The 6,063-nt window shown below is 69.0% G+C and carries 4 protein-coding genes; 1 reads left to right on the top strand and 3 read right to left on the bottom strand.

Annotation, left to right across the window (positions count from 1 at the left end; all coding sequences use genetic code 11):
- Positions 1-395: 395 nt before the first annotated feature.
- Entirely contained in the window at positions 396-890 is a 495-nt protein-coding gene (locus AB0P21_RS00880) for a hypothetical protein (RefSeq protein ID WP_363692747.1), read from the top strand.
- 642 nt (positions 891-1,532) lie between these two features.
- Here AB0P21_RS00880 and AB0P21_RS00875 read toward each other — a convergent pair.
- The 3 genes from AB0P21_RS00875 to abc-f form a co-directional block, all read right to left on the bottom strand.
- On the bottom strand, positions 1,533-3,428 hold the full coding sequence (locus AB0P21_RS00875) for an ABC transporter ATP-binding protein (RefSeq protein WP_363692746.1): 1,896 nt from the start codon (positions 3,426-3,428) through the stop codon (positions 1,533-1,535).
- Positions 3,429-3,552: 124 nt separating this feature from the next.
- Positions 3,553-4,323 carry an enoyl-CoA hydratase/isomerase family protein gene (locus AB0P21_RS00870; RefSeq protein ID WP_363692745.1) on the bottom strand — a complete coding sequence of 257 codons (771 nt, stop codon included), beginning with the start codon at positions 4,321-4,323 and terminating at the stop codon, positions 3,553-3,555.
- Positions 4,324-4,387: 64 nt separating this feature from the next.
- Positions 4,388-5,986, bottom strand: a complete 1,599-nt coding sequence (abc-f, locus tag AB0P21_RS00865) for a ribosomal protection-like ABC-F family protein (RefSeq protein WP_363692744.1) — start codon at positions 5,984-5,986, stop codon at positions 4,388-4,390.
- Between the last annotated feature and the right edge of the window lie 77 nt (positions 5,987-6,063).

The raw sequence follows: 6,063 nt of genomic DNA, 5'->3' as shown, positions 1-6,063 counted from the left end.
CCTTCGCCGGTACCGGCCACAGGAAGGCGGCCGAACCGCTCCTGACTCTGCTGCAGCCGATGTCAGCGCGGACTTCTGGCGGAGTCCACGCGATCGCCCCGGAACAGTAGCCGCTGACGGGCCAGGTGATTCGTGGTGCGGATCACTTCCGGTAGGTACAGAACCCGCTGTGCGCGAAGGTCAACGCTGGGTAGCTGCTGGGTTTGAGGATCCGTCGTCACGTCCCGGGACTGTACTGATCGGTCGGGTCACCTGTGCCCTGCCCTAACCGTTCCAAACAAGGGCATCCGGGCAGTTCCGGACTAGTCGGGGACACGGGACGAGGTGTTCGTCACGGATGCTTGCTCCGGGTGCATGATGGGGTGTACCGACTGGTTCGAACCGGAGGTACCGAGATGTACGACGTCGTGCTGCTCGTTGAACAGGAACTGACCGAACCCGATGCCCGCCGCGTGGTCGAGCTCCACCAGGAGTTGCCGGAGCCGGTGAAGTACTACGTGCTGGTGCCGTGTCACAACGCCGAGGCAGGCGTGGAAGCGTCGATCACCGCGCTCGGCACCACCGACCTGTACGGTCCCGGGCTGGCCAACCAACGGCAGGATCTCGCCGAGGCGCAGAAGGCGATCGACAGCGAGGCGACGGACTGCACCGGGCGCAGCATCCAGCGATTGCGCGATCTCGGTCAGCAGGCCGAGGGCGGGATCTCGCATGACCGGCCGATCGAGGCGCTCACCGCGACGGTGAACAAGGTCGGCGGTCGCGAGGTGATCATCCTCACGCGGCCGCACATCGTCGCCGAGTTCTTCCACCTCGACTGGACCAACTCGGCCCGCAGGCACCTCGGCGTCCCAGTCCTCCACCTCCTCGAACAGGACGAGAAGAAGAAGTAGGAACCAGTACTACGTACGCACAGCCTGGCTGAGGTTGCGCTCAGGCTGAACGCCCTGCCTGGCTGGGTACGCGAGCAAGCTCGCAGCAGGTGCTGAGGTCCGGCGGGCGGCGTGCAAGCGACGAGCGGGCGACGCGCACTGTGCGGGCCACCTGGCCACCTGCGCTCTGGCAGGCGGCTCGGCAACGTGCGGCGACGTGCGGCGACGTGCACTCTGAGGGCCGCCCGGCGATCTGCGCTGGCAGGCGGCCCGGCGACGTGCGGTGTGCGACGAGCGCGCGAGCGGCGAGCGGCGAGCGGCGGCTGCCAGCCGGGCTGAGGCTGAGGTTGCGCTCACACTGAACGCACTGCCTGGCTGGGTACGCGAGCAAGCTCGCAGCAAGCGCCGGGGCCGCGCGGCCAGGGTAGCGGCGAGCAGACGGCGGGGCGGGCGGCGCTGCGGGCTGTCCGGACGGCCGGCGGGTGGCACGCGGCGGGCGGCGGGCGGTGGGCGGCGGGCGGCGGGCGGCGGCCTACGGGCGGCGGACGGCGACGCGCACTGTGCGGGCCACCTGGCTACCTGCGCTCTAGCAGGCGGCCCGGCGACGTGCGGCGAGCGGCGAGCGGCGAGCGGCGAGCGGCGAGCGGCGAGCGAGTCTCCCCCTCAGACGCCTGCCGCTGAGCCTGTTTCCGCGAATTGTGTGTGGTACAGATCGGCGTACTCGCCGTCCAGGGCGAGCAGCTCCTCGTGGGTGCCGCGCTCGACGATGTTGCCGTGGTCAACAACCAGAATCTGGTCCGCGTTGCGCACGGTCGAGAGCCGGTGCGCGATCACCAGCGATGTGCGGCCTTCGAGCGCGGTGTCGAGTGCTTGCTGCACCGCGACCTCCGACTCGGAGTCGAGGTGCGCCGTCGCCTCGTCCAGTACGACGATGTGCGGTGCCTTCAGCAACAACCTGGCGATGGCCAGCCGCTGCCGCTCGCCGCCGGAGAGTCGGTGCCCGCGGTCGCCTACCACCGTGTCCAGGCCGTCAGGCAGAGACGACACCAGGTCCCAGACCTGCGCCGAGCGGAGCGCATCCGCCATCTCCTCGTCGGTCGCGCCCGGCTTCGCATACGCCAGGTTGGCCCGGATGGTGTCGTGGAACATGTGCGCGTCCTGGGTGACATAGCCGATCGTGTCGTGCAACGACTGCAGCGTCACCTCGCGAACGTCCTGACCGCCGATCCGCACCGAGCCGCCGGTCACGTCGTACAGCCGGGCGACCAGGTTGGTGATGGTCGTCTTGCCCGCGCCGGACGGTCCGACCAGCGCGACCAGCTGACCCGGCTCGACCGTGAAGGTGATGTCCTCGAGCACCTGCGCCGACGCTCGCTTGTCGAGCACCGCGACCGACTCCAGGCTCGCCAGGGAGACCTGCTCGGCGGTCGGGTAGCCGAACGACACCTGGTCGAACTCCACCGAAGCCGCATCATCCGGCAACGCCCGCGCGTCGGGCGCATCCTGGATCATCGGCTCCAGATCGAGCACTTCGAAGACGCGCTCGAAGGAGACCAGCGCGGTCATCACGTCGACGCGCACGTTGGACAAGGCGGTGAGCGGACCGTAGAGCCGGCCGAGCAGCGCGACCAGTGCGAGCAGGGTGCCGACCGTCAGCGTCTCCCGGACCGCGAGGTTGCCGCCCACGCCGTACACGAGAGCCGTCGCCAGGGCGGCGACCAATGTCAGCGCCGTGAAGAACACCCGGCCGAGCATCGCGATCCGGATGCCCAGGTCACGAACCCGACCCGACTTCTCGCCGAACTGCTCGTTCTCCAGCTCCGGCTTGCCGAACAGCGTCACCAGCAGCGCGCCGCCGACCGAGAACCGCTCGGTCATCGCCGTCGACATGTCCGCGTTCAGCTGCATCTGCTCGCGCGTCATCGCTGCCAGCCGGCGCCCGAGGTACCGGGCGGGCAGCAGGAAGACCGGCAGCAGCAGGATCGCGACCACCGTCAACTGCCAGCTCAGCAGCAGCATCGCGCCGACCACCAGGATCAGGCTGATCACGTTCGACACCACGCCCGACAGCGTCGAGGTGAAGGCCTGTTGAGCGCCGATCACGTCGTTGTTGAGCCGGGAGACCAGGGCGCCGGTCTGCGTCCGGGTGAAGAACGCGACCGGCATCCGCTGTACGTGCGCGAAGACCTGCGTGCGCAGGTCGTAGATCAGACCCTCGCCGATCCGGGCCGAGAACCAGCGCTGCATCAACCCGAGCGTCGCCTCGAAGATCGCCAGCAACGCGACCACCAGGGCGAGCGCGGTGACCAGACCGCCGTCGCCCTTGATGATGCCATCGTCGACGATCTTCTTGAACAGCAGTGGCGAGGCGATCACCAGCACCGCGGAGACCACCACCAGTACCAGGAAGACGCTGATGTGCAGTTTGAACGGTTTGGCGAACCGCAGGATGCGCCGCAGCGTGCCCTTGGCCAGCTTGCGATCCACCACCGACGCGTCCTGCCGCCGCCAGCCCATCGCGCCGCCGGTGCCGCCACCCATTCGCATCCCCGAAGACATCCGGTCCCTCCCCTGCACTCAACTCGTCACCGTCGACAACACCTCGGACCAGCCGAAACTTCCTCGCCCGGTAGCGCCGGTCCCCGCGCCCCGTCCCGCCGAAACTCCCGCCGCCCGGTGTCGCTCAGCCGAACGCCGTGTTGAGCTCCTTCAGCCGCCGCGTCTGAGCCTCGCGCTCGGCCGCCAACTGCTCGTCGTACGAACGGTCGGCCGCGCCGAGCAGCAACGCCTTGGTCTCCCGCACCGCGCCCACCAACGGCGACAACACCGCCTCCGACAGATCCTTCACCGTCCCCGCCAGCTCATCGGCCGGTACGACGATGTTGGCCAGCCCGAGTTGCAGCGCCTCGTCAGCCTCGACCCAGCGCGACGTCACGCAGATCTCCAGCGCTCGCGCGTACCCCACGAGTTGCACCAGTGGCTGCGTCCCACCCAGATCAGGCACCAGCCCCAGCGCAGGCTCACGCATGCTGAACTTCGCGTCCGGCGTGATCACCCGCAGGTCGCACGCCAGCGCCAGCTGGAAGCCGGCCCCGACCGCGTGCCCCTGCACCGCCGCGATGCTGACGATCTCCGGCCTGCGCAGCCAGGAGAAGCCCGCCTGGAAGTGCTTGATCAGCTCCTGCAGCTCAGGATCCGGCTTCTTCCCGAGGGTGAGCAGCGGCTCCTGCCCGTCGACCGGCTCGCCCATCATCAGGTTGCGATCGAGCCCGGCCGAGAACGACTGGCCCTCCCCCGACACCACCACCACCCGCACGTCGTCGGGCAGCGAGCTGCCGAAGTCCGACAGCGCCGCCCACATCGCCGGAGTCTGCGCGTTGCGCACCTCCGGCCGGTCCAGCACCACCCGGGCCACTGGCCCGTCCACCGTCAACCGCAGTCCGAGATCGCTCATGCCAGTGAACATACGGCACCTCACCGCACTTTTCGTGCGGTCCTGATCACCTGTGGAAAACCACTCAGGCGAGCGACACCAGGTCGGCGTAGTCGTTGGTCCAGAGGTCCTCGACGCCGTCGGGGAGCAGCAGAACGCGCTCCGGCTCGAGCGCCTCGACGGCGCCCTCGTCGTGGGTGACCAGCACGATCGCGCCGGTGTAGGACCGGATCGCGTTCAGTACTTCGGTGCGCGACGCGGGGTCCAGGTTGTTGGTGGGCTCGTCGAGCAGCAGCACGTTCGCCGCCGAGACGACCAGCGTGGCCAGCGCGAGCCGGGTCTTCTCGCCACCCGACAGCACCTTGGCCGGCTTGTCCGCGTCGTCCCCGCTGAACAGGAACGAGCCGAGCACCGAGCGGGCCTGGGTCTCGTTCAGGTCCGGCGCCGCGGACTTCATGTTCTCCAGCACGGTCCGGTTCACGTCGAGCGTCTCGTGCTCCTGGGCGTAGTACCCGAGCTTGAGACCGTGACCGTCGATCACCTCGCCGGTGTCCATCTTCTCGATCCCGGACAGCACCCGCAGCAGCGTGGTCTTGCCGGCGCCGTTCAGCCCCAGCACGACGACCCGCGAGCCGCGGTCGATCGCCAGGTCGACGGCGGTGAAGATCTCCAGCGACCCGTACGACTTCGACAGGTCCTTGGCCATCAGCGGCGTCTTGCCGCAGGCCGCCGGGGTCGGGAACGAGATCTTCGCGACCCGGTCCGACGCGCGCTCGTCCTCGAGCGAGGAGACCAGCTTCTCGGCCCGCTTCAGCATCTGCTGAGCCGCGGTCGCCTTGGTCGCCTTGGCACGCATCTTGTTCGCCTGGGCGACCAGGATCGAGGCCTGCTTCTCGGCGTTCGCGCGCTCGCGCTTGCGCCGCCGCTCGTCGGTCTCGCGTTGCGCCAGGTAGACCTTCCAGCCGACGTTGTAGACGTCGATCTCGGCCCGGTTCGCGTCCAGGTGGAAGACCCGGGTGACGGTGTCCTCCAGCAGGTTCACGTCGTGGCTGATCATGATCACGCCACCGGGATAGGTCTTCAGGAAGTCGCGCAGCCAGACCACCGAGTCGGCGTCCAGGTGGTTGGTGGGCTCGTCCAGCAGCAGCGTCTCTGCCTGCGCGAACAGGATCCGGGCCAGCTCGACCCGGCGCCGCTGACCACCCGACAAGGTGCCGAGTGGTTGCCCCAGCACCCGATCCGGCAGGCCCAGGTTGGCCGCGATCCGGGCTGCCTCGGACTCCGCGGCGTACCCACCGGCGGACTGCAGGTCCTGCTCGGCGCGCGTGTAGCGCCGCATGCCCTTCTCGCGGGTCTTCTCGTCCGCGCTGGCCATCGCCTTCTCGGCGTTGCGCATCCGGCGGACCACCTCGTCCAGACCACGCGCGGCCAGGATCCGGTCCCGGGCCAGCATCTCCAGGTCGCCGGTCCGCGGGTCCTGCGGCAGGTAGCCGATCTCACCCGACGACGACACCGAACCGGAGGCGGGCAGGCCCTCGCCGGCCAGGATTTTGGTCAGCGTCGTCTTGCCGGCGCCGTTCCGACCGACCAGGCCGACCTTGTCCCCCGGACCGACGCGGAAAGAGGCAGGCGAGAGAAGTTGCCTGGCCCCGACGCGTACCTCGAGGTTGGTGACAGTGATCATGGCGGCGCAGGTGTCCTCAAGTCGGGTGTCAGCGCGTTGAGTCGGCTGAACGGAAGCGGGTCGGCAGGGACGCGTCT

The sequence above is a fragment of the Kribbella sp. NPDC056861 genome (assembly GCF_040687575.1).
Taxonomy (GTDB): domain Bacteria; phylum Actinomycetota; class Actinomycetes; order Propionibacteriales; family Kribbellaceae; genus Kribbella.
Note: the sequence above shows the minus strand (reverse complement) of the source record. Positions and strands in the feature narration are given on the sequence as shown.

Excerpts from the sequence above, each read along its gene's own strand:
- AB0P21_RS00880 (WP_363692747.1), top strand. The coding sequence starts at position 396 with ATGTACGACGTCGTGCTGCTCGTTGAACAGGAACTGACCGAACCCGAT.
- AB0P21_RS00875 (WP_363692746.1), bottom strand. The coding sequence starts at position 3,428 with ATGTCTTCGGGGATGCGAATGGGTGGCGGCACCGGCGGCGCGATGGGC.
- AB0P21_RS00870 (WP_363692745.1), bottom strand. The coding sequence starts at position 4,323 with ATGAGCGATCTCGGACTGCGGTTGACGGTGGACGGGCCAGTGGCCCGG.
- abc-f (WP_363692744.1), bottom strand. The coding sequence starts at position 5,986 with ATGATCACTGTCACCAACCTCGAGGTACGCGTCGGGGCCAGGCAACTT.